Source organism: Prauserella halophila (assembly GCF_024171895.1).
GTDB classification, from domain to species: domain Bacteria; phylum Actinomycetota; class Actinomycetes; order Mycobacteriales; family Pseudonocardiaceae; genus Prauserella; species Prauserella halophila.
The window spans coordinates 1-1,599 of sequence record NZ_JAMTCQ010000005.1; the positions used below are offsets into that span (position 1 = coordinate 1).

Sequence of the window (1,599 nt, forward strand, 5' to 3'; positions counted from 1 at the left end):
GAACGCCGAAACGGTGGAACAGACACGGGCCAACTGAGCCCACCGACGAAGGAGTGAGTGAGATGGCGAACGCGCCGATGAACCTGAAGATCGACCAGGCAGCCACATTTAAGGCGCTGGTCTTTTTGTCGTGCGAGCCCAAGTACAAGTTCGGATCCACGACCGACGTGGAGACCACGAAGGACGGCCGGACGAAGTGGTCGATCGAGTTGCTCGGCGCTGCGTACGACGGCTTCGGCGGTACGAACAACTCGGTGATCAAGGTCGGCATGGCCTCGACGTCGAACCCGGCCGAGGGCGTGCAGCCGTTCTCCCCGGTCGAACTCGGCGGCTTCGAGGTCGGCGTCATGGAGCGCACGAAGAGCACCGAGGGTGGCGGCGAGAAGGTCGTCGGCGTGACGGTCTGGTACAGGGCCAGTGAGCTGAAGATGGCTGGTCAGGCGGCCCCGGCCCCGGCCCCGGCCTCGTCGTCCGCGACGTCGGCGTCGACCGCGAAGGCGGCGGCCTGATGCGGGGGATCGAACGGATCGTGCAGGTCGTGAAGGAGACCGCGCGGGAAGAGCTCGGCACGCTGACCGAACGGGATGTGCAGGCTCATGAGGAGATCGCGCGGTTCATCGGCCACATGGAACAGCTGGATTGGGAAGCCACGTACGCGCGGAAGGGCCGCTGACCATGCGGCGGGTGAACGTGGAGTCGGCCGTCCGGATCGGGATCGCGACCGTGGTTGCCGGGATCGGTGCGGCGGCCGGCTTCACACACACCCACGATGCGGCAGTGCGCGCGGGACAAACCGGCTGGCTGGCCTGGGCCGATGCGGTGGTGATCGAGTGCATGGTCATCGTCGCCGGGCTCGAACTGGCGAGGGCGCGCAGGGCAGATCGGAAGGGCACGGGCGCGGCGATCGTGCTGGTCGTGGCCTTCCTGATCCAGATGGGCGCGCAGGTCTCGGGAGCACCGGGCCACTTTGCCGGCTGGCTGTTCGCGGCGGTGCCCGCGCTGGCCTGCCTGGTCGTCGTGAAGTTCGCACTTGGTGCACCTCGTGCCGCCGAGGTCGAGCCGGCGGCCGAAGAGACGGACTCTCCGCAGGTGGCGGAGGCCGAGCGAGTCGAAACCCAGGCCATTGGACAGCAGTCCGCACCGGCTCCGGTGCAGCAACCGGCGATGTCGTGGCCGTGAGAAGGGAAGGACGGAGCGATGGCGAAGAAGAACGAGAAGGTCCAGGTCGAGATGGTCACGCGCAACGGCGAAAGGCAGCGCCGCGAGGTCTCGGAAGACGAGGCGCGGCGGCTGGAGCAGGAGCCGTTTCGCGAGGACTCGAACGTCTCGATCGTCAGCGTGAGCCCGACGCGGTGAGCAGCAGTGGGGCGGCGCGAGGTGGTTCACGAGATCGACCGCGTGGAGTACCGGTCCGGCCGGATCTGGGCTCTGTGCGGGGCTGTGGTCGAGCACGGCCAGTGCGCAACGGGCGCGGCGTGGTTCTCGACCGCGACGTGTGAACGGTGCCGGGCGATCAGGCGGCAGCGGAAGCGCGAGCGGTAGGGGACGGGCCAGGGCCTATCTGGCCCGTCCACCCACCGAGGGTAGACGGCAGGGATC

At 68.2% G+C, this 1,599-nt stretch carries 4 protein-coding genes; all 4 read left to right on the top strand.

What is annotated here, in order from left to right; genetic code table 11:
* Positions 1-62: 62 nt before the first annotated feature.
* Genes LY41_RS00200 through LY41_RS00215 form a run of 4 tightly spaced genes read left to right on the top strand, consistent with a single transcriptional unit; the run spans position 63 to position 1,356 of the window.
* Positions 63-509, top strand: a complete 447-nt coding sequence (locus LY41_RS00200) for a hypothetical protein (protein WP_253861627.1) — start codon at positions 63-65, stop codon at positions 507-509.
* Positions 509-673: a hypothetical protein gene (locus LY41_RS00205; protein ID WP_253861629.1), complete on the top strand. Its 165-nt coding sequence runs from the start codon at positions 509-511 to the stop codon at positions 671-673. Before LY41_RS00200 ends, LY41_RS00205 begins: the two co-directional genes overlap by 1 nt.
* A gap of 11 nt (positions 674-684) precedes the next feature.
* Positions 685-1,179 (top strand): DUF2637 domain-containing protein, encoded by a 495-nt coding sequence (locus LY41_RS00210; RefSeq protein WP_253861630.1) that lies wholly within the window; start codon positions 685-687, stop codon positions 1,177-1,179.
* Positions 1,180-1,197: 18 nt separating this feature from the next.
* Positions 1,198-1,356, top strand: coding sequence for a hypothetical protein (locus tag LY41_RS00215; RefSeq protein ID WP_253861632.1), 159 nt, complete (start codon positions 1,198-1,200; stop codon positions 1,354-1,356).
* Positions 1,357-1,599: the final 243 nt, after the last annotated feature.

Excerpts from the sequence above, each read along its gene's own strand:
- LY41_RS00200 (WP_253861627.1), top strand. The coding sequence starts at position 63 with ATGGCGAACGCGCCGATGAACCTGAAGATCGACCAGGCAGCCACATTT.
- LY41_RS00205 (WP_253861629.1), top strand. The coding sequence starts at position 509 with ATGCGGGGGATCGAACGGATCGTGCAGGTCGTGAAGGAGACCGCGCGG.
- LY41_RS00215 (WP_253861632.1), top strand. The coding sequence starts at position 1,198 with ATGGCGAAGAAGAACGAGAAGGTCCAGGTCGAGATGGTCACGCGCAAC.